21 protein-coding genes and 1 pseudogene are annotated in these 23,526 nt (G+C 63.5%); 9 read left to right on the top strand and 13 right to left on the bottom strand.

Annotation, left to right across the window (positions count from 1 at the left end; all coding sequences use genetic code 11):
* Positions 1 to 8: 8 nt before the first annotated feature.
* From rpsR to E3O67_RS04950, 5 genes and pseudogenes are all read right to left on the bottom strand, one after another.
* Positions 9 to 272: a 30S ribosomal protein S18 gene (gene rpsR / locus E3O67_RS04970; RefSeq protein ID WP_035835236.1), complete on the bottom strand. Its 264-nt coding sequence runs from the start codon at positions 270 to 272 to the stop codon at positions 9 to 11.
* A gap of 56 nt (positions 273 to 328) precedes the next feature.
* Positions 329 to 832: a single-stranded DNA-binding protein gene (locus tag E3O67_RS04965; RefSeq protein WP_134427958.1), complete on the bottom strand. Its 504-nt coding sequence runs from the start codon at positions 830 to 832 to the stop codon at positions 329 to 331.
* A 192-nt stretch (positions 833 to 1,024) separates the two neighbouring features.
* Positions 1,025 to 1,393 (bottom strand): annotated as a pseudogene (gene rpsF / locus E3O67_RS04960) (30S ribosomal protein S6); the annotation flags it as partial.
* Between the two features lie 225 nt (positions 1,394 to 1,618).
* Positions 1,619 to 2,659 carry a hypothetical protein gene (locus E3O67_RS04955; RefSeq protein ID WP_134427954.1) on the bottom strand — a complete coding sequence of 347 codons (1,041 nt, stop codon included), beginning with the start codon at positions 2,657 to 2,659 and terminating at the stop codon, positions 1,619 to 1,621.
* Between the two features lie 228 nt (positions 2,660 to 2,887).
* Positions 2,888 to 4,318, bottom strand: a complete 1,431-nt coding sequence (locus tag E3O67_RS04950; protein ID WP_135102125.1) for a CCA tRNA nucleotidyltransferase — start codon at positions 4,316 to 4,318, stop codon at positions 2,888 to 2,890.
* An 80-nt stretch (positions 4,319 to 4,398) separates the two neighbouring features.
* Between E3O67_RS04950 and E3O67_RS04945 the strand changes: the two genes are divergently transcribed.
* From E3O67_RS04945 to E3O67_RS17735, 7 genes are all read left to right on the top strand, one after another.
* Positions 4,399 to 6,786: a DUF6049 family protein gene (locus E3O67_RS04945; protein WP_135102123.1), complete on the top strand. Its 2,388-nt coding sequence runs from the start codon at positions 4,399 to 4,401 to the stop codon at positions 6,784 to 6,786.
* Positions 6,779 to 8,398, top strand: a complete 1,620-nt coding sequence (gene murJ / locus E3O67_RS04940; protein ID WP_134427948.1) for a murein biosynthesis integral membrane protein MurJ — start codon at positions 6,779 to 6,781, stop codon at positions 8,396 to 8,398. Before E3O67_RS04945 ends, murJ begins: the two co-directional genes overlap by 8 nt.
* Positions 8,399 to 8,514: 116 nt before the next feature.
* Positions 8,515 to 9,477, top strand: coding sequence for a thioredoxin-disulfide reductase (gene trxB, locus E3O67_RS04935; RefSeq protein ID WP_134427947.1), 963 nt, complete (start codon positions 8,515 to 8,517; stop codon positions 9,475 to 9,477).
* Positions 9,478 to 9,563: 86 nt separating this feature from the next.
* The gene (gene trxA / locus E3O67_RS04930; RefSeq protein WP_134427945.1) at positions 9,564 to 9,887 is read left to right on the top strand and encodes a thioredoxin; all 324 of its coding nucleotides are present in this window, start codon (positions 9,564 to 9,566) and stop codon (positions 9,885 to 9,887) included.
* Positions 9,888 to 10,005: 118 nt separating this feature from the next.
* Positions 10,006 to 11,325 carry a PLP-dependent aminotransferase family protein gene (locus E3O67_RS04925; RefSeq protein ID WP_135102121.1) on the top strand — a complete coding sequence of 440 codons (1,320 nt, stop codon included), beginning with the start codon at positions 10,006 to 10,008 and terminating at the stop codon, positions 11,323 to 11,325.
* 48 nt (positions 11,326 to 11,373) lie between these two features.
* Complete coding sequence (locus tag E3O67_RS04920) at positions 11,374 to 12,330, top strand: ATP-grasp domain-containing protein (protein WP_134427941.1); 957 nt, start codon at positions 11,374 to 11,376, stop codon at positions 12,328 to 12,330.
* Between the two features lie 472 nt (positions 12,331 to 12,802).
* A complete protein-coding gene (locus E3O67_RS17735; RefSeq protein WP_198418954.1) occupies positions 12,803 to 12,964 on the top strand; it encodes a GIY-YIG nuclease family protein in 162 nt (53 codons plus the stop codon).
* A 2,237-nt stretch (positions 12,965 to 15,201) separates the two neighbouring features.
* On the opposite strand, the gene E3O67_RS04910 is transcribed toward E3O67_RS17735, so the two are convergent.
* The 8 genes from E3O67_RS04910 to rpmH all read right to left on the bottom strand — a co-directional run bounded on the left by E3O67_RS04910 (position 15,202) and on the right by rpmH (position 20,182).
* Positions 15,202 to 16,155, bottom strand: coding sequence for a ParB/RepB/Spo0J family partition protein (locus E3O67_RS04910; RefSeq protein WP_135102119.1), 954 nt, complete (start codon positions 16,153 to 16,155; stop codon positions 15,202 to 15,204).
* On the bottom strand, positions 16,155 to 17,093 hold the full coding sequence (locus E3O67_RS04905) for a ParA family protein (RefSeq protein WP_277613355.1): 939 nt from the start codon (positions 17,091 to 17,093) through the stop codon (positions 16,155 to 16,157). The genes E3O67_RS04910 and E3O67_RS04905 overlap by 1 nt, the downstream gene beginning before the upstream one ends.
* An 87-nt stretch (positions 17,094 to 17,180) precedes the next feature.
* The gene (gene rsmG, locus E3O67_RS04900; protein ID WP_370260134.1) at positions 17,181 to 17,816 is read right to left on the bottom strand and encodes a 16S rRNA (guanine(527)-N(7))-methyltransferase RsmG; all 636 of its coding nucleotides are present in this window, start codon (positions 17,814 to 17,816) and stop codon (positions 17,181 to 17,183) included.
* Between the two features lie 8 nt (positions 17,817 to 17,824).
* The gene (locus E3O67_RS04895) at positions 17,825 to 18,340 is read right to left on the bottom strand and encodes a R3H domain-containing nucleic acid-binding protein (RefSeq protein ID WP_134427933.1); all 516 of its coding nucleotides are present in this window, start codon (positions 18,338 to 18,340) and stop codon (positions 17,825 to 17,827) included.
* Positions 18,341 to 18,352: 12 nt separating this feature from the next.
* Positions 18,353 to 19,324 carry a membrane protein insertase YidC gene (gene yidC, locus E3O67_RS04890; protein WP_134427931.1) on the bottom strand — a complete coding sequence of 324 codons (972 nt, stop codon included), beginning with the start codon at positions 19,322 to 19,324 and terminating at the stop codon, positions 18,353 to 18,355.
* Positions 19,325 to 19,331: 7 nt separating this feature from the next.
* Positions 19,332 to 19,643, bottom strand: coding sequence for a membrane protein insertion efficiency factor YidD (gene yidD, locus E3O67_RS04885; RefSeq protein ID WP_134428043.1), 312 nt, complete (start codon positions 19,641 to 19,643; stop codon positions 19,332 to 19,334).
* Between the two features lie 3 nt (positions 19,644 to 19,646).
* A complete protein-coding gene (gene rnpA / locus E3O67_RS04880; RefSeq protein ID WP_135102115.1) occupies positions 19,647 to 20,036 on the bottom strand; it encodes a ribonuclease P protein component in 390 nt (129 codons plus the stop codon).
* A gap of 8 nt (positions 20,037 to 20,044) precedes the next feature.
* Entirely contained in the window at positions 20,045 to 20,182 is a 138-nt protein-coding gene (gene rpmH / locus E3O67_RS04875) for a 50S ribosomal protein L34 (protein WP_104100646.1), read from the bottom strand.
* Positions 20,183 to 20,583: 401 nt separating this feature from the next.
* Between rpmH and dnaA the strand changes: the two genes are divergently transcribed.
* Together dnaA and dnaN are read left to right on the top strand one after the other, a co-directional pair.
* Complete coding sequence (dnaA, locus tag E3O67_RS04870; RefSeq protein ID WP_104100645.1) at positions 20,584 to 22,002, top strand: chromosomal replication initiator protein DnaA; 1,419 nt, start codon at positions 20,584 to 20,586, stop codon at positions 22,000 to 22,002.
* A 363-nt stretch (positions 22,003 to 22,365) separates the two neighbouring features.
* Complete coding sequence (dnaN, locus tag E3O67_RS04865) at positions 22,366 to 23,514, top strand: DNA polymerase III subunit beta (protein WP_135102113.1); 1,149 nt, start codon at positions 22,366 to 22,368, stop codon at positions 23,512 to 23,514.
* Positions 23,515 to 23,526 lie beyond the last annotated feature (12 nt).

Below are 23,526 nucleotides of genomic sequence, written 5' to 3'. Positions count from 1 at the left end.
GAGGTGTCCTACCTGCCTGAACCGGCGTAGGGCAGCAGCGCCATTTCGCGAGCGTTCTTAACGGCGCGGGCGATGAGACGCTGCTCCTGAACGGAAACACCGGTGATGCGACGGGCGCGGATCTTTCCACGCTCGGAGATGAACTTGCGGAGGGTGGGGACATCCTTGTAATCGATGACACCAACCCGGATCGACTTCGCGGGAGCGGCGTTCTTGCCACCCTTTGCACCGCGGAGCGGCTTGCGGCGGTCGCCGCTCGACTTTCCAGCCATGATTTCCTTACTTTCTAAAAGAAGTGTTTTTCAGCCGACAGCCTGAAAGGCTCGGCTTAGAAGGGTGTCTCGTCGCTGAAGTTTCCCGGAGTGTTCCAGACATCTCCGCCGGTGTTCGCGGCGGGGGCGCTGGCAGCCCAGGGCTCGTCGTTTCCGGCAACGGCAGGTGCGCCGCCGCCACGAGGAGAAGACGATGACTGCGCTCGAGTGAGCTGAGCGGTGGCGTATTTCAGCGAAGGACCGATTTCGTCGATCTCGAGCTCCATGCTCGTTCGCTTCTCGCCTTCCTTCGTCTCATACGAACGCTGCTTGAGACGCCCGGAAGCGATGACACGGGTACCCTTGGTCAGCGAACCAGCCACGTGCTCGGCGAATTCACGCCAAACGCTCGCGCGCAGGAAGAGCGACTCGCCATCTTTCCACTCACTGGTCGCGCGATCGAAATTGCGCGGAGTGGATGCGATGGTGAAGTTGGCAACCGCCAGCCCGTTCTGCGTGTAACGCAGCTCCGGATCGCTGGTGAGGTTGCCCACCACGGTAATTACGGTCTCGCCGGCCACGGGCTACTTGTCGCTTGCCTTGTCGGCGGACTCGACCGGGGCGGCGACAGCTTCTGCCGTGGCAGGAGCGTCGGCAGCCGGGGCTTCGACCTTGGCCGGAGCAGCCTTGACCGCGGCGGCAGCAGCTGCCGATGCGGGCTTCACGGACGCGGCGACCTTGGCGGTCGGGGCGGCAGCGGCGGCTTCAGCCTTCGCAGCGATTACCTTCGGGTTGGCTGCCTTGCGGGCGGCCTTCTCGGCGGCAAGCTTGCTTGCGACGGCAACCTGGGCGATGCCCTCTTCTGCGCGAAGAACCTTGGTGCGCATGACGGCTTCCGACAGCTTCAGCTGGCGGTCGAGCTCGGCCGTGGCAGAAGCGTTCGCGGTGAAGTCGACAACGGCGTAGATGCCTTCGGACTTCTTGTTGATCTCGTAGGCGAGACGGCGGCGACCCCAAACGTCAACCTTGTCAATGGTTCCACCATCGTTGCGAACAACGTTGAGGAACTTGTCAAGGCTGGGAGCTACGGTGCGCTCATCGATCTCGGGATCAAGGATAACCATCAACTCGTACTGATGCATGACTAACCCACCTCCTTCGGACTAAACGGCTGCAGAATCTCTGCAACAGGAGGGTTGTGCATGTGTCGAAAGCGGAGGCCGGGAATCCGGCGCACAGACAACCTGCCAAGACTACCGGAAGTGGCAGCCCTCCGCCACCACCCCCGCCCACGTACCCGTTTGGCACACTCTCTGCCGCGGCGGCCGCCGCCGCGAGAGTCGCCGAATGTGCCGATCATCGCCGCTCTACCGGCGATTCTGGGCACGACCGGCGACATTCGCTTCTCCGACAAGACGTTTCCCTGGTTCGGGACGCAACCCGGCGGCCAGAAGGAGCCTGTGCAGGCTCTCCCGGTGCAGCGCTACCGCCCAGATCCATCGCGCCATTCCGTGCCCGGTCCCGCGGAGCCGGTCCTCGCGGAGCTTTTCCGACCAAACGACTTCTTCAATGGTCCGCCCGCCCATGAAGGCATCCCTCGTGTATTTGACTTTGCCGTCGAATTCGCCGAGGAGGCGGAGCGTGCGGGTCTCCTGTTTCTGTACCCACCGGAAGTCCGTGATGTCTTCCTGCCTATCGTCGTGCACGAAGGAGACTTGCAGTTCAGGGGGCGGGAATCCGCACAGGTGAATCTGTCCCCGGCTGAGGGACTCGCCCACCGAACCCGAACGATTGTCGCAGAAGACAATGGCGATCCGAGCGGTTCGTGCCCCACGCGTGGGGCCGTCGGAGTCGAGTCGATCGAGCAGGCCGTCGCGGTCGATCCCGAACGCAGCCCGGCCATTCGGCAGGATGAACTGAGGTTTCGTTCCCAGATCGAGCGCGGCGACTGCTGACAGGAATCCCACCGTTCGCGCAATATCGATCAGGGTGCGCAGGAGACTCGTGACAAACATCCCATCGATCTCCACGACATCCTCGTCGGGCAGTCGGTCGTGGTGCCAGGTCACCCCGTTCTTCGAGTGCACGCCGGATTTACCGGCCGCCATGAGGTGGACCTCGTCAGGCCATCGTCCGATGATGGGCAGGCCCCACAGAACAGCAGCCGATTGGTGGGAATAGACGGGCTGAGACTTCCTGGTGGCCCCCACAGCGCGCATACGCAGGAAGTACCGATCCCGATCACTGATCGTGTCCCAGCCGGTCGCGTCGACGGTAACGCCACGCCGCAGGCGAACCGCTTGACCGGAGTCGACCAACCGCTGGACAGGGCGCCCATCGTTGCCGAGAAGCCGAGCGTCACGACCGAGGTGCAGTGGCCGCCAGTCATGCGAGGAGTCGGGATTCATGGCCCCATGCTGGTGGGGCGGCCCCCTTGCTCCGATCGCAATGGGGGCTCCTGTGGCCCAGATCGGCGGCGGACGACCTGTGGAGGGATAGTCCAACATCCGCTCGCGCAGTTCCACTGCTTCTCGAATGTCGCCGGTTCAACCGAGAGTCGCCACCCGCGTGGCTACTCTCGGCACAAACAGCGAGCGTCGTCGGAACAGCAGCGCCGAGGAGCCCGCAGAACACACCTACTGAGCGCGCTCGGCCCACCAGACGGTCAAGCGGCGGGTGGCCTCGTCTTCGCCGAGCGGCCCGTCATCCAGCCTTTGCTCGAGCAGGTAGCGGTAGGCCTCGCCGACCTCGCGGCCCGGACCCACGCCGAGGACGGCCATGATCTGCTCACCGTCGAGATCGGGGCGCACCGCCGCCATCTCCTCCTGCTCGTTCAGCTCCTTGATGCGCTGTTCCAGGTCGTCGTAGGCGAAGCCGAGCCGGTCCGCCTTGCGGCGGTTGCGGGTGGTGACGTCCGCGCGGGTCAGGATGTGCAAGCGCTCCAGCTGGTCGCCGGCGTCCCGCACGTAGCGCCGCACCGCCGAGTCAGTCCAGGCACCCTCGGTGTAGCCGAAGAAGCGCAGGTGGAGCTCGATCAGGCGTGCCACGGCGGCGGTAGTCTCGTTGTCGAACCGCAGCGCCCGCAGCCGCTTCTTCGCCAGCTTCGCACCGACCAGGTCGTGGTGGTAGAAGCTGACCACGCCGCCCGGCTCGAGCTTGCGCGTCGCGGGCTTGCCGATGTCGTGCAGCAGCGCCGCCAGGCGCACGATCAGGTCGGGGCCGTCGAAGCCGCCGCGGGACCTCTCGTAGCCGATGGCCTGGTCCAGCACCGTCAGAGTGTGCTGATAGACATCCTTGTGGTGGTGGTGCTCGTCAACCTCGAGCCGTAGGGCGGGGATCTCCGGCAGCACCCGGGTGCAGAGACCGGAGTCCACCAGCAGCTCGATCCCGACATGCGGGTTGTCCGCGCGCAGCAGCTTCGTGAGCTCATCGCCGATGCGTTCGGCCGAGATGTTAAGGATGCGATCGGCCATCGCTTCCATCGCTTCCGCGGTGTCGACATGGAGGGAGAATCCGAGCTGGGCGGTGAACCGGGCCGCCCGCATCATGCGGAGAGGATCGTCGCCGAAGGAGATCTCCGGGGAGATCGGCGTGCGCAGAACGCCGGCCAGGAGGTCGTCGATGCCGTTCGCAGGGTCAACCAAAGTCAGCCCCGGCAGCCGCAGAGCCAACGCGTTCACCGTGAAATCACGGCGCAGCAGATCGTCCTCCAGGCGGTGGCCGAAGACGACTTCGGGTTTGCGCGTCTGACCGTCGTAGCTGTCAGAGCGGTAAGTCGTGATCTCCACCTTCTCGCCGGCGACCTGGGCCCCGATCGTGCCGAAAGCACGGCCGATGTCCCAGTGGGCATCCGAGATCGGCTTCACGATCTGCAGGATCTGGTCCGGCGTGGCATCGGTGGTGAAATCGAGGTCGTTGATCGGCCGGTCGAGGAAGGCGTCGCGGACCGGTCCGCCGACGAGGGCCAGTTCATACCCGGCCTTCAGGAACGCGGTCGCCAGGCGGGAAACGGTCGGGGTGGCAGCCAGGTCGCCCAGCCGCTTGAGGGCTGTCGCAACGCTCTGCATGCCTCCATGTTAGTTGCTGGACCTGCGTCGGCTGCCCCGGTGCGGCGTGATCCCGGCGTCGAAGCCGTAGAATCCCCTACATGGTGGCCGAGTCTGTTCTTAAGCATCGGCCCGCGCTCCCCGGAGCGATCCGCGGCGTCTGGTCACGCACGAGGAGGCCGCTCGGCGTCCTCCTGATCGGACTTCTGGCCGGGGCTGTGCCGGTCGCCGCCGCCGGTCTGCCCGCATCCGCATCCGTCACGGCGCCCGCTTTCACGGCCGCGCAGCCCCCCGCCGCCGTGTCCGCCAATGCGGTCACCCTGCACGTGGCCCCCACAACTCTGGAGCCCCTGAAGGCCGGCCAGGACCTGACCGTCACCGTCACCGTCCAGAACGCGACCCCGGACACCATCTCTCCCGGGACTATCGACCTTTTCCTCGCGGAGCGGGCCCTGATCAGCCGCAACGCCCTCAACAACTGGCTCGATCCCGAGAAGAACAGAAAATCCGGCGACCTCATGCTGAGCCAGCCCATGACCGCGTCCATCCAGCCGGACAGCACCGAGATCTTCACCATTGCGGTTCCGGCCGACGCCGTGGGCCTCACCAGCGGCAACGCCTGGGGAGCCCGCGGCATCGCGGCCACCCTGAGTACGGGCGACAGGGTTCGCGCCGAGGGCCGGGGCACCTTCGTCTGGTACTCCGATGAAGAGGTCACCCCCGTCAACGTGTCGCTGATCATGCCGATCACGGTCCCGGCTCAATCGGCCGGCCTGATCACGTCGAAGGCCCTCGAGACGTTCACGGCTCCGACCGGTGTTCTCAGCCGCCAGCTCGACGGCGTGGTCGGTCGAGCGGTCACCATCGCCATCGACCCGTTGATCATCGCCTCCATCCGAATCCTCGGCTCGGCGGCACCGCCCAGCGCGATCGCGTGGCTGAACCGGCTGGACCAGGCTCCGAACGATATATTCCCGCTCAGCTATGCAGATGCCGACCTCGCCCTGCAATCTCAGGCCGGAGCCGAGCTGCTGCTCACTCCGACCACGTTCGACCAGGCGATCGACCCGGCCCTGTTCACCCTGACGGACCAGGCGGGGTCACCGACCGCCGACCCCGGTACCCAGTCAGGGTCTGAAACGACCGTGCCCTCGGCGGACCCGGCCACACCACCGACCGACGGCACACCACCGTCCATGGAAGAGTTGCTCGCCTGGGAATATAGCGCCACAGACATCGGCTGGCCGACCGAGGGCGCCGTCGCGAATACCGACCTCGATCTCTTCACGGCCAGTGGCCTCACCACGACGATCCTCGGCGGTTCGAACGTATCCGGTGCTGCCGGTGACTTCACCCCCAACGCCCCCCTTGCTCTCGGTACCGGCAACGGGCTGGGCCTGGTCGTCGACGACCCTCTCGCTACCGCGCTGCGTACCGCCGCGTCCGCATCAACGGATGACGCGTGGCGAGAAGCCATGTCGCGGGTCAGCTCGCAGCTGGCGGTCGTCTCGGCCGAGCGTCCCGGAACCGCCCGCACCCTCCTGGCCACTTTCGCCCGCGGCTGGCCGCCCAGCGCGGACCGACTCACCGAGACCATCGACGCTCTGGCCGGGCTCCCGTGGTTCGCGCCGTCCACGCTGACGGAGCTGCGGGCATCCGTCCCCGCCGAAGACGTGGACTTCGACAGTCAGGCCGAACCGGCCGATCGCGTGGCCCTGGCCGGCGAACTCCTCAAGCGCGAGACCGCGGTCACCGCCTTCTCCTCAACGCTGTCCGACTCGGCCGTCGTCACAGGCACGCAGCGACTGGACCTGATGGCCCTCCTGTCCAACTCCTGGGCGAGCCAGAAGGCCGGCTGGATGGATGCCGTTGGCACCAGCCTGGCGGAATCCTCGACACTGCTGGGCTCCATCACGGTCGCAACCAAAGGTCCCATCAACGTGGTCGGCAGCCAGGTCGACATCCCGGTGACCCTGGACAACGCCCTGAACCAGGCGGTGACGGTGATGGTGCGGGTCGTCCCCTCCAACGGACGACTCCTGGTCGGCGACGCGGTGGAGTCCACCATCGAGGCCCAGTCCGCCCGCACCGTGACCATTCCGGTGACGGCCGCAGTGGGAAACGGAGCCGTTACCCTGCGCGTGACCCTGCTCACCCCGGCTGGAACGGTCATCTCGGAGCCGGCCCTCATTCCGATCAACGTGCGCGCGGACTGGGAGGGCCTCGGCTCCCTCCTCTTTGCCGCGTTCGTGGTTCTGTTCTTCGGCTTCGGCGTATGGCGCAACATCCTGCGCCGCCGGCGCGAACGCAGCGAACCGGTGATCGAGGACACGCCTGAAACAGACCCGGGAAGCGTCACGGAACCCGCCACCGGAGCCACCGAAGAACCCGAAGAACCCGAAGAACCCGAACCCATGCCCGCAGACGCGGCGCCCACCCCGCTGAGCCCCGCCAGTGCCTCAGACGCCCCGACGGAGCCCCGTGCCTAAGACCGACAGCATCGGCCGGGCGAGCGCGTTCCTGGCCTCCGGAACCATCGTTTCGCGCATCCTCGGCTTCGTGAAGCTGATCGTGCTCGCCGGAGTGATCGGCCAGGTCGGTCAGAGCACCAACGCTTTCGCCGTGGCGAATCAACTACCGAACACGATCTACGTCATCGTGGCCGGTGGTGTTCTGACGGCCGTCCTGGTGCCGCAGATCGTGCGCGCCAGCCTGCATGCCGACGGCGGCACGGCCTACATCAACAAGCTCCTCACGCTGTCCCTGGTCATCCTCGCCGCGACGACCATCGCAGCCACCGCACTCGCTCCCGTGCTGACCCTGCTCTACGGGTCCAACATGAAGCCGGAATCGCTGGCCCTCGCCACGGCGTTCGCGTTCTGGTGCCTGCCGCAGATTTTCTTCTACGGCCTCTACACAGTGCTGGGTGAGGTTCTCAACGCCCGCAAGTCCTTCGGACCGTTCACCTGGGTCCCCGTGCTCAACAACGTCGTTGCCATCGCGGGCCTGCTCATATTCTCCGCGCTCTACGGCGCCGACCCGAACGGCGCCCGGCTGGCCACCGAGTTCACGCCCGCGATGATAGCCGTGCTGGCCGGGAGCGCAACGCTGGGAGTCGTGCTGCAGGCGGTCGTGCTGTTCTATTTCTGGCACCGCATCGGCCTGCGCTTCCGCCCCGACTTCCGCTTCCGCGGCGTCGGTCTCGGTGTGGCGGGACGGATGGCGAGCTGGACCTTCGGGATGCTGCTGCTGACCACGCTGGCGGGCATAGTGGAGACGCGGGTGGTCACCCTCGCCGGCGACTCCGATGCCTCGGTTGCCGCGCTCAACACGGCCTGGCTCATCTTCATGCTTCCGCATTCGGTGATCACCGTGTCGGTCGCCACCGCCTACTTCACCCGGATGAGCGAGCACGCCTCAGTGGGGAAGCTGGCTCTGGTCAGAACGGATGCCTCCTCCGCCATCCGCGGCACCACCCTCATCATCGTGCTCGCGTCCGCCGTCATCGCCGTCTGCGCCTACCCGTTCGCCCGGGTCTTCGTCGCCCCGTACGACCAGGTGCAGAGCATCGGCAACGTCATCATCGCCTACGTGCTCGGCCTCGTTGCGTTCTGCGTCCTGTTCGTCGTGCAGCGCACCTTCTACGCACTCGGCGACACCCGCACGCCGTTTTTCTTCACCCTGTTCCAGGTGACGCTGGTCATCACCGGCGTGCTGGCCTGCGCACTCCTGCCGAGCGCCTGGATCGCCGCGGGCGTCGCACTCACGGTGACCGTGTCCGGCATCGCGCAGGCCCTGCTGGCCGCGTGGCTGCTGCGCGGGCGGCTGGGCGGCATCGACGGCCGGCGCATCCTGCGCAGCCTGGTCACGTACTCCGTCGCGGCCGTGCCGGCGATCACGGCCGGCGTTCTCCTCCTGCTCGCGCTCGGCGGCATCCAGGAGGCCGGATTCGCGCTGTCCGGGAAGCTCCCGGCCATCCTCTCCATGGTGATCATCGGCCTGGTCATGTCAGCTGTGTACGTCGGACTGCTGGTCCTCATGCGTACCAACGAGCTCCGCGGCTTCATCGACCCGCTGGTCGACCGCATCCGTCGCCGCTGATCAGTCCGTCGCTGATCGGTCCCCAGCCGGCACGGAATAGCATCCGATTAGGATGTGTTGTATTCGGCAGCGAGGCAATCGGGCTCGCTTCCCCCACAATCTGAAGGAGTTTACGCGTGCGTCAGATCATCATCATCGGCTCCGGACCGGCCGGTTTCACGGCCGCGATCTATGCCGCCCGGGCGAACCTGAAGCCGCTTCTGATCGCCAGTTCGGTCGAGGCCGGCGGCGAGCTGATGAACACGACCGAGGTGGAGAACTACCCGGGCTTCCCCGACGGTGTTCAGGGCCCCGAGCTGATGGCCAAGATGCAGGAGCAGGCCGAGCGGTTCGGCACCGAGGTCGTCTACGACGACGTCACCGAGCTCGAGTTGTCCGGCGACACCAAGACGATCACCCTGGGCAGCGGCGAGAAGCACGAAGCCCTCGCCGTGATCTTCGCCACCGGCTCCGCCTACCGCAAACTCGGCCTGGACGACGAAGAGCGCCTGTCCGGCCGCGGCGTGTCCTGGTGCGCCACCTGCGATGGGTTCTTCTTCAAGGAGAAGACCATCGCCGTCATCGGCGGCGGCGACTCCGCCATGGAGGAGGCCACCTTCCTCACCCGCTTCGCCAGCAAGGTCTACGTCGTGCACCGGAAAGACACCCTGCGGGCCTCCAAAATCATGCAGGAGCGTGCGTTCGCCAACCCCAAGATCGAATTCGTCTGGAATTCCCAGGTGGTCGGCATCACGGGCACGGATGCCGTCGACGGCCTGGTCCTGCGCAACACCGTCTCAGGCGTCGAGACTTCGCTCCCCCTCGGCGGAATCTTCGTGGCCATCGGCAACGACCCGCGCACCCATCTCGTGCACGACAAACTCGACCTGACCCCCGAGGGCACCATCGCCGTCGCCGGCCGCAGCTCCAAAACCAGCCAGACCGGGGTTTTCGCCGCCGGTGACGTCATCGACCCTACCTACCGCCAGGCCGTGACCGCCGCAGCATCCGGAACCGTCGCTGCCCTCGACGCGGAACACTACCTGGCCTCGCTTCCCGAGGAACTGCTGGCCAGTGCCAGCGAACCCGCACTCGCGTAACCCGTAACCCGTAACCCGTAACCCGCACTCGCACTCGCGTAACCCGTAACCGAACCCACCACACCCCTCACTCAAGGAGTAACCACATGTCTGCACGCGCCGTCACTGACGTCACCTTCGACCAGGAAGTCATCAACAACGAGAAGACCGTGCTGGTGGACTTCTGGGCGGAATGGTGCGGCCCGTGTCGCGCCGTCAGCCCGATCCTCGACCAGATCGCCACCGAGAACGCCGACAAGCTCGACATCGTCAAGCTGAACGTCGACGACTTCCCGGCGCTGGCCGCCAAGTACCAGATCACCTCCATCCCGGCGATGAAGGTGTTCCAGAAGGGCGAGGTCGTCAAGACCGTCATCGGCGCCAAGCCCAAGGTTGCCCTCGAGAAGGATCTGGCCGCCTACCTGGCCTAAGCATCCCTGTCTCCGCGGAGGCCCTGACCCGCCCGGCTCACGCCGGGCGGGTTTTTCGGGATTCGGGACGGGTAGCACCGACCCCATACGATTGAACCCTGACCAGATCGGAAGTGACGTGACAGCGCAGCGCTCCCCCCAGACCGGCAACAACCTCGACCCGTGGTACCACCACTACGCCGAGCGGGCCGCAGGGTTGCGCGCCTCCGAGGTCAGGGCCCTCTTTGCCGTCGCCTCCCGCCCTGAAGTCGTCTCCTTGGCCGGCGGTATGCCCTTCGTGGCCGCCCTGCCGCCCGACCTGGTCATCAATGCCATGGACCGGGTGATGCGCCAGCAAGGCCCTGTGGCCCTCCAATACGGCTCCGGTCAGGGCGTTCCCGTTCTGCGGGAGCAGATCCTTGAGGTCATGGCGCTCGAAGGCATCCGTGCGCACGCCGATGATGTCGTCGTGACGACCGGGTCGCAGCATGCTCTCGAACTTGTCAGCAAGCTCTTCCTCGACCCCGGCGACGTGGTGCTCTCGGAGGGCCCCAGCTACGTCACCGCCATGGTCATCTTCAAGTCCTACCAGGCCGAGGTGGACCATGTGGCCATGGACGAGCACGGCCTGATCCCCGAGGCGCTCCGCCAGCACATCCAGCGTCTGCAGAACGCCGGCAAGACGATCAAGATCCTTTACACGATCCCGAACTTCCACAATCCGGCCGGGGTAACCCTCAGCTGGGCCCGTCGCCTCGAGATACTCGAGATCGCCCGGGCGAACGACATCCTGGTGCTGGAGGACAACCCCTACGGGTTGCTCTACTTCGACCAGCCGGCACCGGATGCGATGCGCTCGGTCGAGGACGACGGCGTCGTCTACCTGGGCACGTTTTCCAAGACCCTCGCTCCGGGCTTCCGGGTGGGTTGGGCCCTGGCACCGCACGCCATCCGGGAGAAGCTGGTGCTCGCCAATGAGGCCGCGGTGCTCTCCCCCAGCTCATTCAGTCAGCTGGTCATTTCCGAGTACCTGGCGACGGCCGATTGGAAGGGACAGATCAACACCTTCCGCGGGGTCTATCACGAGCGAAAGAACGCACTTCTGGGCGCCCTCGATGACTACCTGCCCGATCTCACCTGGACAAATCCCAACGGTGGCTTCTACGTCTGGGTCACTCTGCCGGAGGGTCTGGACTCGAAGGCCATGCTGCCGCGCGCGGTCAAGGAACTCGTGGCCTACACGCCGGGCACCGCCTTCTTCGCCGATGGGGACGGGCACCGCAATATGCGCCTCTCGTTCTGCTACCCCACTCCAGAGCACATCCGGGTCGGGGTCCGTCGTCTCGCGACCGTCCTCCGCGACGAGCTCGACCTGCTCGAGACCTTCGCCGGCACCGGTTCCCTGAACCCGCTGCGTGAAGACGGCCGCTTCAACTCCCCACCTCCCGACATTTCGTAGTTTGTCCCGCGCCATCCACACCAGCCAGAGCAAGGAAAATCCCTGATCATGAGCAATTTTTTGCCACTTGACATCGTTGTTCTTGCGGGTGGGATCTCGCACGAACGCGACATCTCACTGCGTTCCGGTCGCCGAGTGGCGGATGCCCTGACGAGCCTGGGCCACACCGTCACCGTGCTGGACCCGCAGTCCGGCCTGCTGTCCGATCTGACCGACCGAAAGCCCGACGTCATCTGGCCGGTCGTGCACGGGGCCACCGGTGAGGACGGCGCACTGCTGGACCTACTGGAAACCACCGGTATTCCTCACGTCGGCTCGCGCGGTGGCCCTGCCCGCCTCGCCTGGTCGAAGCCGATCGCCAAGGAGCTCGTGCGCCGGGCCGGGTACGCCACCCCCGACTCGATCGCCCTCTCCACCGAAACGTTCCGGGATCTCGGTGCCGCCAGTGTGCTCAAGCACCTTCTCAATGCCCTGCCCACGCCCCTCGTAGTGAAGCCGGCCGAGGGCGGCTCGGCGCAGGGCGTCAGCATCATCGACTCCCCCACCGGGCTGCCCCGCGCCATGGTCGACGCCTACACCTACGCCTCCGTCGCCCTGGTGGAGGAGAAGGTGGCAGGCACCGAACTTGCGGTCACCGTCATCGATATCGGAGACGGCCCCGTGGCCCTGCCCGCCGTGGAGATCGTGCCCATCGACGGTGTCTACAGCTTCGAGGCGCGGTACAACGCCGGTGACACGCTCTTCTACACGCCGGCCCGGATCCACGCCAAGATCGCAGACCTTGTCGCGGCGACCGCGGTCGCCATCCACGAGTTGCTCGGCCTGCGTCATCTCTCGCGGATAGATCTGATCGTGGACCCGGACGGTGTACCGTGGTTTTTGGAAGCGAATGTGCTCCCCGGCCTGACGGAGACCTCCCTGGTGCCCCAGTGCATCGAGGCTTCCGGCCAGTCACTCGGCGCCGTCTACGACGCCCTCGCCCGTGCGGCCATCGCCGACTCCTGATCCCTTTTCCGAGGCCATGTTTCACGTGAAACACGATCTAACCTCGCACTGGTCGAGCGTGTCGAGCTCCCCCACCTAACACTTTGCGCTCGCCCCTACCGCCAGTCCGCCCGGCCGCCCGCTGGCCGAGCCACCGGTCGTCGATCCTGGCGAGACCCCACGCCCGCTCGAGCCGCCGGTGCACCGTCCCGCCAGTGCTCGGCCCCGCCGGTGCTCGGCCCCGCCGGTGCTCGGGCCACCGGTAGTCGAGCCTGTCGAGACTCCCACCCACACACGCACCTCGGGCCACCGGTGGTCGAGCCTGTCGAGACCCCCAAGCCCACAATTGCCGAGTACATCCACTGCGTCGCATATCGCAGAACCTGTGACGAAACCCACCACACTCCCATCCCCACCTCCTCCCCACACGCCCCCAAGCCACAGACCTTCCCACAAATCCACACAACCTCAACGCCATGCCAGCATCAACGACATGCCCTATATGTACATCCTCGAATGCGCAGACAACTCCTACTACGTCGGCAGCACCTGGAACATCGAACGCCGCCTATCTCAACACAACGCCGGGGGGGCGCAGAATACACGCGCACACGTCACCCAGTGCGCCTCCTCTACGTGGAGGAGTACCCGATGATCGAAGATGCGTTTGCGCGAGAGAAACAGGTTCAAGGATAGGGCCGCCGGAAGCGTCGGTCTCTCATGGAGGGGCGCACCGCGAAACTTCCTCAATTGAGCCGCACGGCGCGACCGAGGGATCCCAACACACAGAACATCACACAGGCCTGATCAATCGGTCTACTCATGAGATACGCACTTACCGCGCGCAAGCCGCCTGGACCATCGTGGGCACCCCCTCGAGCATTCGGACGACGACCCATGTCGCCTCCCCCACCGCCGACCGGCCGCGTTCAGGCGATGTATATCGACCCATCGTTTCACGTGAAACATTGTCAGCACTAGCCACGCGGATACCGCCTCACACCCACCACGCTCCGTTACGACGCATGAAAAGCGGATGCCGATGCTGAATGGTCCCTCTCTCCCCCACCGATCTGGCCATTCCTACAGCCTGTTCCAATTCACCATTCTCGTAGCGATCGCAGCGGATCGATTTTTGCTGGCGAACCTGGGCCTCACTATCGGGCCGACATTCCGACAGTAAAGCGGAGATGTGTCGTCCATTGATCGGGCGGGACGGAACTCTGCTCCAGAACGAATGTATCCGAGCCGCACGAATACATCCAGCGGGACCACACCACGCTCACCAGGCGATGGATTGCCCCTCATGACCGACACGTCTCGCCTTTGTTTCACGTGAAACGGCCACTTAGTGCAGTTCACCCAGAGTAACCGGCTACATTGCCTAGCACGAAGGACTGAACTGCACGGCAGTTTCGGTCTGTGAGCCTGGCCTGCCGACAAATCACCATCACGAGCACGGGCAGCCACCCGCGTCACAGCCGGGCGGCGGCGTAGCCAACAGGGCGCGCCCCTATAGACGGCTTTCGAGAATGGAGGCCTGTCAACCGTTACGTCACAGTAACTAGGTGAGGTTTTGGAGGGTGTCACGCTCGGCGCTAATGCGCCCGCACTGTGTCGAGTCGCGCACGCCTAGGGCGAAAGCTCGATGATGTTTCACGTGAAACACATACTTGAAGCCCGTACGGTCCAGACAAGTTCGATCACCGGGCGGCGTGACGAACAGCTCGTCCAGATAAAATTGACCACCGCAGGAGTAACGCTCAGCCGGCCTCGAGAAGCCCGACTAGCGCAGGAGGATTCAGAGCGGGTCACGACGGGCTCGTGAACTGAAATGGTGGCGGGCGACCGTGACATGTCGCCGATACATGTGCGTTTCCGCAGTTGAGAGCCGCATATTCGCACGAGCTGCGACCCATGCAGGTGGGTCGTCGAGCCCCGGGCGGACCTGGTTCGGATCGGCCTTCGACGCCCGCACTGAACTCTGAACACGGCCGGACCTGCGCCAGCGACATCACCCCGAAATCACTCGATGCTTGGACCCCCGGAATCTACTTCCGGCTCAGGGGCGCGGGAAAGCATCGCGTCCTCTGAATAAAGAGTATCGAGAGGAACGACCACCGCAGTTGATCTCACAGATCTCAGCCCGAACGGACTGCAGGCCCATGAGATCGAGTCCCAACAGACTCGAACAGCACGGGCGGGATGCAACTATATGAACCGGGGCCGGCAGGAGCGCGCTGGGCGAGCCTGTCGATACCCCGAAACCCCGAGACCTCAGCATCGTGCGCATCACGGAAACTGACCTGGTTGCAAGAGGTGTCCGGTGGGTGGCAAATGATCGCCACTTCGGACTAATCGTCTCGGCCCGAGGTCTGCACTCGGAATTCGATGTGTGGCGACGGTTGAGGGTGACCCCACCCAGATTGCGGAGAATTTCGCTTCAAAAAGGGCCGAATTTAGGAATTCCGGCCAGCCGCACTGAGGCTTAGGATGCGTCCTGACGACGTCTAATTAGCTGCTTTTCGTCGTATTCCGACAGGTGGAATCGATGATGACGTCAATCCCCTCCTGGCTTCAAAATGAAAGTGGCAATGCGGCGACGCGTAAGACTACTTGCGAGATAGTAAGTAGCGGGTCTCGACAGGCCCGACCACCGAGACAAGGGATGCGACTGGGCTCAGGACACTAGTGTCTCGACAAGGTCGCCCGGCCGAACCGTGAATTTCGACTGCCTCGACCACCGGGGTTTGACCATTCGGGGAGAAGATCCGGTCGAACATCGCGACCCCGCCCAACAATGTTTCACGTGAAACACGGGTCTGGAGGCGGTGCCAGGGTGTTCAGGCTCGACCACCGGGCTGCCGGGTGGCAGTGCTGTGCACGGTTGAGTTAGCTGGCTCCGAAGCCGGGCTCGCCGATCACACCGAGGATCCGATTCAAGTCACTAATCGTGGCAAAATCAACCTTGATCTGGCCTTTTCTTGCCCCGAGATGGATCTTCACGCGGGTATCGAGACGATCGCCGAGGTGCTCGGCAATCTCGTCGAGGTGTCCCTGTCGACGTCCACCGGTCGGCCTGACCGGCGCGACACGCGGCTGGGTCGAGGCCGCGGCCTCCGCCGCGCGAACGGAGAGATCCTCGTCAACGATCTTGTCGGCCAGCTTGAGCATGCCCGCCTGATCGCCAACGGAAAGAATCGCCCGGGCATGCCCGGCTGACAGTACGCCCGCGGCGACGCGCAGCTGCACGGCATCGGGGAGCTTCAACAGACGGATGGTGTTCGTGATCTGCGGCCGCGACCGTCCGATCTTCAGCGCCAGTTCCTCCTGGGTGATGCCGAAGTCAGCCAGCAGCTGCTGATAGGCCGACGCCTCTTCCAGCGGGTTGAGCTGGGCGCGGTGCAGGTTCTCCAGGAGCGCATCACGCAACATGTCGACATCCGCTGTTTCACGGATGATCGCCGGAATAGTGTCGAGGCCGGCGACCTTGGTAGCGCGGAGCCGACGCTCCCCCATCACCAGTTCGTACTTACCTGGCTGCTCCACGATTGATCGCACCACGATGGGCTGCAGGACACCGACTTCCTGGATGCTGTGCACCAGCTCGGCTAGGTCGGACTCGTCGAAGTTGTTCCGCGGTTGAACGTGGTTCGGCACGATGTCGCTGGGATTGAGGTGAGCCAGGCGCGCACCGGGAACCGGGAGCAGTCCACCGGTCTCGTTCGGGCGCACCGAATCGGCGTAGGGGAAGAACACGTCGACTGGACGTGCCTGTGTCGGGTCGTCCTGAATGGGGATGAGTGCACCGATCCCTCGGCCGAGGCCAGTCCGCTTAGCAGCCATTAGAGCTCAACTCCTGTCTTGGGGGCGCCTCGGCGGGCGATCTCTGCTGCCGCTTCGAGGTATGAGAGCGAACCGGCCGAGTTGAGATCGTAACTGATGACGCTCTGACCGTAGCTCGGAGCCTCGGAAACGCGCACAGAGCGGGGAATGAGGGTGTTCAGCACCTGTTTGGGAAAGTGCTCACGCACGTCCTGGGCCACGTGATTGGCCAGATTGGTGCGGCTGTCATACATCGTGAGCAGGATCGTGGAGACCGCGAGATCCGGATTCAGGTGCTTCTCGATCAACTCAATGTTCTTCAGTAGCTGGCTGAGCCCCTCAAGAGCGTAGTACTCGCATTGAATCGGAATCAGAACCTCGCGGGCGGCGACGAACGCATTGATCGTAAGGAGCCCCAGAGACGGCGGGCAGTCGATGAAGACATAATCATACGGGTCATCCATCGACTTGAGGTGCTGTTCCAGGGCGCGATTGAGACGCTGCTCACGGGCAACCAGGGAGACCAATTCGATTTCCGCACCCGCAAGGTGAATGGTGGCCGGCACACAGAACAACGAGCCGAACTCCGGGCTGGCCTGGACAACACCCGCCATCTCCAGGTCGTTGACTATCACGTCGTACACGCTGAGGGTCTCGGCGCGGTGCTCGACGCCCAGCGCCGTGGAGGCGTTCCCCTGAGGGTCCAGGTCGATCACCAGAACGCGCGCGCCCTGCCGTGCCAACGCTGCCGCCAGGTTGACCGCAGTCGTGGTCTTGCCGACGCCGCCCTTTTGGTTGGATATGGTGATGACGCGTGTCTTCTCCGGCTTCGGCAGCTTGTCGGAGGCGATACGCTGTCGACGCCGCGTCAGGTCGGAGATCTCACGGGCAAGCGGAGTCGTGTCATCAAACACCGCAGTCGATTTGCTTGATTGCTGGTCTTCGCCAGGTTGTTTCACGTGAAACCTTCGCGTTCGACGATGGATGAGCCATCCCGCAGGGACTCCGGTTGTGCCTCAGCACCGACCGAAAGCAGACACCGGAGACTAATCCACTGTAGCCCTTATGACCCGCGTCACATCGTTCAGCACACCCTCGCCGAGGGTGATCACCTGGACATTGTTGAGCCGAAACTTACGGATGGCCTTCGCTGCGGCCTCGACCTCCGCCGGGGCCCCGGCACCCTTCATCAAAACCAGCTCTCCACCCGGCTTCAGAAGCGGCGCCGTCAGCGGGATCAGCGTGCGGAATGCACTCACCGCACGGGCGGTGACCTGGTCGAGGCGGTTGGGCAGCCGCACATCTTCCGCGCGCGCCCTGAGCACCGTGGCGTTGGTGAGTCCGAGTGCAGCCACTTGACCGGTGAGCCAGGCGACCCTGCGTTCCATGGGCTCGATGAGCACGAAGGTGACGTCCGGCCGGGTGATCGCCAGCACCAGGCCGGGAAGTCCTGCACCCGAGCCGACGTCGCCGACGAGCCCCGGCCGAAGCAGCGGCGCCACGATCGCACAATTGAGGATATGTCGACTCCATAGGCGCGGAAGCTCAAGGGGCCCGATCAGTCCCAGATCCTCACCCTGAGCGGCCAGGTTCCCCACGAAGGCGCGCGCGACGTCGATCCTGTCCCCAAAAAGCTCCGCGGCAACGGCAGGCTCCGCCTCAAGCGTTTCAGTCACGGTAATCCGAGGTTCTAAGCGGCGGAGATGACCGTGTGACGGTCTCGGCCCTCGCCCTGGGATTCGGAAACGAAGCCCGCTTCGGACACCAGGTCGTGCACGAGTTTGCGCTCGTAGGAGGACATGGCCGGCAGAGCCGCCTCGGCGGCACCGCCCTGAATGCGTTCCACGGCACGCGCCACCAATGAGGCCAGCTCGGCCTGTCGGGCGTCGCGCGAGCCCCCGATGTCCAAGATCAACCGGGAGAAGGAACCGGTCTTGCTCTGCACGGCAAGACGCGTCAGCTCCTGAAGAGCGTTGACCGTGTCCGGCTTGGAGAGCAGGCGCAGGTTCGCGATATCGGAAGAGTTGACGGACAGGTAGGCCCGTCCGTTGCGCGCGTCAATGTCGATGTCCCCGTCAAGGTCGCAGATGTCGAGGAATTCCTCGATGTAATCCGCGGCGATGTCGCCCTCCTGCTCGAGCTGGTCGAGCGTGGGGGAATCGTCCGCCGGACCAGGTGCGGCGATCACGTCAGTGTTCTCAGTCACGTTGGGTCTCTTCTATTTTTTGGGGCCGGATTGCTTCTTGGCACGGTTCTTTGCGACCGGCTGTTGACGTTGAGGCTTCTTGGGCTCGTCAACCACAATCACGTCACCATCCGTGGCGATGAGCTTACCCTTGCGGGCCAGACGCTCTTCGCGGGCCTTGGCGGCCTCACTGCCGGGCGTAGGCATGTTCCTGATGACCAGGAACTGCTGGATCATCGTCCAGATATTCGAGGTGAGCCAGTAGAACATGACGCCGAGGGGGAAGGCCACCCCGGAGAAGGCGAAAACGAGAGGCAACAAGTAGAGCATGATGCGCTGCTGCTTGAACATGGGGCTGGCCTTGGTCTCCGGCGACATGTTCTTGGAGACGATCTGCAGCTGCGTGATGAATTGTGAGGCGGTCATCAGAATCACCATGACGGCCGCAATCCACATTACGACGGCATTGAAGTCCTGACCAGCAACCATTTTCGTCCACTGGGAGGCAAACGAATCGTGCAGCGGCGCGTCCCCGAAGAGGGTGGCGTTGCCGAAGCTCTTTGCAAGAGAGTCATTGAGCGGGCCGACCCCCGCCTGGCTGCGCTGTGCGTCGTTGAGTACCGAGAACAGGGCGAAGAAGATCGGCATCTGCAGTAGCAGGGGCAGGCAGGAGCTCAGCGGATTCGTGCCCGTGCGCTTGTAGAGGTCCATGGTCTCGCGGGACATGGCCTCACGCGAGAACTGGTCCTTCTTGCCCTTGTACTTGTCCTGGATCTTCTTGAGCTGAGGGGCAACCTCCAGCATCTTGCGTTGGCTCTTGATCTGCCGCACGAAGATGGGGATCAGTGCGGCCCGCACGACGATCACGAGACCGACGATGGACAGCACCCATGTCAGGCCGGCGTCGTAGTCCATCCCCAAGACGGAGAAGAGTGAGTGGAATGCGACGAGCAGTGCCTCGACGACCCATTTCAACGGCCAGAGAATCGTACCTAGGAGGTCCATCTTTGCGTCAGCCCTTTCCGTGGCTCGCTGCGATAACAAAACCAAACGGCGTCAGGGCGTATCGACGCTTCCGTTTGAGGGGAACGTCATCAATCCCGCCTTCGGCCCACGGATGGCATCGGCCCAGCCGGAGCGCGGCCCGGACCGATCCAACGACAAGGCCGTATTCCTGCACGGCGCCGAGTGCATACGCCGAACAGGAAGGATAATACCGGCAGACATCACCGTAGAGCGGGGAAATCACGGCCCTGTAGGCACGCAGTACGAGTACCCCCGCATTGCGCGGGAGGAGTAGCAGCACCGTCAAGAATGTGATCATCATTCATCGATCCAATCGGACCGTTGCCTGGGCCTTTCCAGCACCGGAGGAACGTGAGGTGCGCTGAAATCTCTCCAACGCCTCGGACAACTCTGCGTGCAGAGTCGACCACGGTGCATCCGTCGCCGACGGCAGGGCGCGGATGACAACATCCGTACCCGGCCGCGTGACAGGGAGCAATGCGAAACTCGCCGCCTTCAAACGACGTCGGACCCGATTGCGCCTCACGGCATCGCCCACATTTTTCGCCACGATGAACCCGAACCGCGCCGAAACCCCATCGGGGTTCCGCCGCAGGTAGGTCACCAAGTGCGGGCCGACGACTCGCGCACCCCGGCGCACGACAAACTTGTAGTCGTCACCGGTGGTGATGCGATTGGTCCCCGCGAGCACGAGAGTGCTTAGGCGGAGAGTTCGATGCGACCCTTGCGACGGCGAGCACCGAGAATCGCGCGGCCGGCACGGGTCTTCATGCGAAGGCGGAAGCCGTGCACTTTGGCGCGACGGCGATTGTTCGGCTGAAACGTTCTCTTGCTCATTGTTTTGTCTCCACGTGTTAAATCTCCGTAGGCCAAACTGAGCGGCCGGGAAAGAGTGAGGTAGCCCTCGGGCTGGGGTCAACTGATTAAAACTACGGCTTTGGCAGGTGTGGGTCAAACTCGACCTCCCAAAATCGTTGGTTGTACACACAATTTGACCCAGCTCGGGCATCGACACGCGCACGAAATGCAAACGAATTTGTCCGTACTGGCGGTGATTGACTACCGTGAGGACAAGTTATCCACAGGTTTTCAACAAACCCTGTGAATTGGGGCTTATTTGCCCACAGGCGGTGGATAACCTTGTGGATGCTTTGGCTGGATCACGCGTTCAGAGACGAGCCCAGTCCTCGATCTCCGTCGTTGTAGAAGGCAACAATGAGAGAAAAGCGGAGAAAACGATGGCCACCGAAGAACAGCCCATTACGGAGACCTGGCGGTCGGTACTGACCAGCCTGGAATCCGACGACAGCATCACACCAATGCTGTACGGCTTTCTCAACCTGGTCGAGCCCAAGGGAATCGCTGCCGGAACGTTCTATCTCGAGGTGCCCAACGAGTTCACGGCGAGCATGCTCAACCAGCGCATGCGAGTGCCGCTGCTCACCGCAATGGGCCACCTGGACGAGGCCTCCGCGGTATCCACCTTCTATGTGGTCGTCAATCCCGAGCTGGAGAAGGAATCCATCCGGCCGGTGCACGAGTCGAGTTCTCCCCCCGATGTGGAAACCCCGGCCGCCCCGCAGTCGGTTTTCGAGAGCAGTTCGCCCGAACGGCCCCATGACACCCGATTGAACTCGAAGTACAGCTTTGACAACTTCGTGATCGGCCAGTCCAATCGTTTCGCGCACGCCGCCGCGGTCGCTGTGGCCGAGGCGCCGGCAAAGGCCTACAATCCTCTCTTCGTGTACGGATCATCCGGCCTCGGCAAAACCCACCTCCTGCATGCCATCGGTCATTATGCGATGAGCCTGTACCCCGGCATCCGGGTTCGCTATGTCAGTTCCGAGGAATTCACCAACGACTTCATCAACTCGATCGCGAACAACCGCGGTTCCGCGTTCCAGTCCCGCTACCGCAACATCGACATCCTGATGATCGACGACATCCAGTTCCTGCAGGGCAAGGCGGAGACGCAGGAAGCCTTCTTCCACACCTTCAACACCCTGCATGATCACAACAAACAGGTGGTCATCACCAGTGACCTGCCGCCCAAGCACCTCACCGGTTTTGAGGACCGCATGCGGTCACGGTTCGAGTGGGGCCTCATCACGGATGTCCAGGCACCCGACTTGGAGACGCGCATCGCCATCCTGCGCAAGAAAGCGCAGAGCGAAAAGCTCCAGGTTCCGCACGACATCCTGGAATTCATGGCTTCGAAGGTCTCCTCGAACATCCGCGAACTCGAAGGAACCCTGATCCGGGTGACCGCCTTCGCCAGCCTCAACCGAACGCCCGTTGACATGGACCTGGTGCAAACGGTGTTGAAGGACCTGATCACCCTCGACGAGGACAATGTGATCGCGCCGGTGGACATCATCACCAACACCGCCGACTACTTCAAGCTCTCCGTGGACGACCTCTACGGGTCGTCCCGATCGCAGGCCATCGCCACGGCACGCCAGATCGCCATGTACCTGTGCCGCGAGCTGACCAATCTCTCCCTGCCCAAGATCGGCCAATTGTTCGGCAACCGGGATCACACCACGGTGATGTACGCGAACAAGAAGATCAGCGAGCTGATGAAGGAACGCCGGTCGATCTACAACCAGGTTACCGAGCTCACGAACCGCATCAAGCAGAATCACCGCTACAAATAGCGGTTGTTCTTCAGTTTTCACACCTGTGGATAACCCTGTGGAAATTGTTTACACAACTGGGCACAACCTGTAGAAACTCGGCTCGAGGTTGTGCAAACTCTCTCGGACCCGAAGCGGGCACGTCACCGAAGGGCGATTAACGCTCACAGGCTGCCAACAAGTTACAAGTTTGTAGTTCCCAATCGTTGAGCGGGATCCGCAAAGTTATCCACAGTTTCCACACCGGTTAAGAAGATTAACAATTAACTTCTATCTCTCTCCATCCGACAACCTTTAGTGCCGGGCGGTTGCAAAAAGTTGCTCCGTGAAACACGACTACCATTGAGGCCGTATCCAGGTCTCTAACCGAACAGGAGTGACTTCGTGAGATTTCAGGCCAACCGGGACGTCTTCAGTGAAGCCGTCTCTTTCGCTGTCAAGCTCCTCCCCCAGCGCACAACGCTGCCCATTTTGAGTGGTGTGCTGATCGAGGCGACGGCCACCGGGCTGATCCTCTCGTCGTTCGACTACGAGGTCTCGGCACAAACCGAGATAGCCGCCGACGTCGAAGAAATCGGCAAAGTGCTCGTCTCCGGACGACTCCTGGCCGACATCGCCAGCCGAATGCCAAACGCACCGGTGCGCTTCTCGACCAATGAATCCCGGATCACGGTCAGCTGCGGCAGCGCAAGCTTCACCCTGCTGTCCATGCCGGTTGAGGAATACCCGAGCATTCCGCAAGTCAGCGCACAGTCCGGTCTCGTCCCGGCCGAGGAATTCTCTGCTGCCGTCGCCCAGGTAGCCGTAGCCGCTTCCCGTGACGACGTCACGCCCGTGATCACCGGTGTTCAGCTCCAGATCACCGAGAACAGCCTCAGCCTCGTGGCCACGGACCGCTACCGCGTCGCTGTTCGCGACATCGATTGGGACAAGGGCAGCACGACGTCCACCGACACCATCACCGCCCTGGTACCGGCCCGCACCCTGCAGGAAGTCGGCAAGACGTTCGGCCACAGTGGCACGATTTCCATCGCGATCACCAACACCGACGACCGGGAGCTCATCGCGTTCACCGCCGATAAGAAAACCGTTACTTCTTTGTTGATCAAGGGCAACTACCCCCCCGTTCGACGCCTGTTCCCTGAGAACGTGGATAACTACGCCGTCATGAACACCGCGGACCTGATCGAGGCGACCCGCCGAGTACAGCTGGTCCTCGAGCGCGAGGCGGCCCTGCGGTTCACCTTCACCGCCGACGGACTTACTCTCGAAGCCGTCGGCTCGGAGCAGGCGCAGGCCTCCGAGACCATCGACGCGATCCTGTCCGGCACGGACACTGTCGTTTCGTTGAAACCCCAGTTTTTGCTCGACGGGCTCGGTGCGGTGCATTCGGAATTCGTACGGATCTCGTTCACGAAGACCGAGAATCCCAATAAGCCGGGTCCGGTCCTGATCACCAGCCAGACGTCACGGGATCAGCCGGGTGCCGACAGCTACAAGTACCTGCTCCAGCCCAACCTGCTGTTGCGCTAGAGAAGTCTCGGA

The sequence above is a fragment of the Cryobacterium sp. TMT3-29-2 genome, from assembly GCF_004564305.1.
GTDB classification, from domain to species: domain Bacteria; phylum Actinomycetota; class Actinomycetes; order Actinomycetales; family Microbacteriaceae; genus Cryobacterium; species Cryobacterium sinapicolor.
This window is presented reverse-complemented; position numbering and strand designations above follow the sequence as displayed.

What these genes read in the sequence shown, in the direction of transcription:
- trxA (WP_134427945.1), top strand. Translation starts at nt 9,564, where the DNA reads ATGTCTGCACGCGCCGTCACTGACGTCACCTTCGACCAGGAAGTCATC.
- E3O67_RS04950 (WP_135102125.1), bottom strand. Translation starts at nt 4,318, where the DNA reads ATGCAGAGCGTTGCGACAGCCCTCAAGCGGCTGGGCGACCTGGCTGCC.
- yidC (WP_134427931.1), bottom strand. Translation starts at nt 19,324, where the DNA reads ATGGACCTCCTAGGTACGATTCTCTGGCCGTTGAAATGGGTCGTCGAG.
- dnaA (WP_104100645.1), top strand. Translation starts at nt 20,584, where the DNA reads ATGGCCACCGAAGAACAGCCCATTACGGAGACCTGGCGGTCGGTACTG.
- rpsR (WP_035835236.1), bottom strand. Translation starts at nt 272, where the DNA reads ATGGCTGGAAAGTCGAGCGGCGACCGCCGCAAGCCGCTCCGCGGTGCA.
- yidD (WP_134428043.1), bottom strand. Translation starts at nt 19,643, where the DNA reads ATGATCACATTCTTGACGGTGCTGCTACTCCTCCCGCGCAATGCGGGG.
- E3O67_RS04945 (WP_135102123.1), top strand. Translation starts at nt 4,399, where the DNA reads ATGGTGGCCGAGTCTGTTCTTAAGCATCGGCCCGCGCTCCCCGGAGCG.
- E3O67_RS04920 (WP_134427941.1), top strand. Translation starts at nt 11,374, where the DNA reads ATGAGCAATTTTTTGCCACTTGACATCGTTGTTCTTGCGGGTGGGATC.
- rpmH (WP_104100646.1), bottom strand. Translation starts at nt 20,182, where the DNA reads ATGAGCAAGAGAACGTTTCAGCCGAACAATCGCCGTCGCGCCAAAGTG.
- E3O67_RS17735 (WP_198418954.1), top strand. Translation starts at nt 12,803, where the DNA reads ATGCCCTATATGTACATCCTCGAATGCGCAGACAACTCCTACTACGTC.
- E3O67_RS04910 (WP_135102119.1), bottom strand. Translation starts at nt 16,155, where the DNA reads ATGGCTGCTAAGCGGACTGGCCTCGGCCGAGGGATCGGTGCACTCATC.
- E3O67_RS04955 (WP_134427954.1), bottom strand. Translation starts at nt 2,659, where the DNA reads ATGAATCCCGACTCCTCGCATGACTGGCGGCCACTGCACCTCGGTCGT.